Raw genomic sequence first — 389 nt, forward strand, 5'->3', positions numbered from 1 at the left:
TGCTTGAGCAGGGCATTGCGCTGTTTCAGTGCCCGCGAATACCGGCGCCACAGGGACAGGAAATCAGGTTCCACGTGGAACAAGCCCCAATCGAGGAATCGGCGGCGGGGTTCACCACCACCGCTGACCAACGCATGGCTGCCTGGCTCGAATGTGACTACCGCAAGCGCTGCGCACAGATTGCCGAGCTGGGCCACGTCTTCGCCGTCCAGGCGCCCCTTCCAATCCTGACCACTGTGCCGCAGGCCGGCCTTTCGGCGGTGCGGCGGGTGATTGGCACGTTGTTCGTCCCATTCCACGAAGATTTCCAGCGCTTCCTGGCCCTGGCGCACCAATCCATCGCGGACACGACCACGGAAGCTGCGCCCATAGGCCATCAGGTGCAGGGC

Annotated in this window: 1 pseudogene; it reads right to left on the reverse strand. The window is 64.0% G+C overall.

The annotated features are described in order from the left end of the window. Window positions 1-389: pseudogene (locus tag HR086_RS47870) on the reverse strand (hypothetical protein); the annotation flags it as partial.

This window comes from Myxococcus sp. CA039A (assembly GCF_013336645.1).
Classification (GTDB): domain Bacteria; phylum Myxococcota; class Myxococcia; order Myxococcales; family Myxococcaceae; genus Myxococcus; species Myxococcus llanfairpwllgwyngyllgogerychwyrndrobwllllantysiliogogogochensis.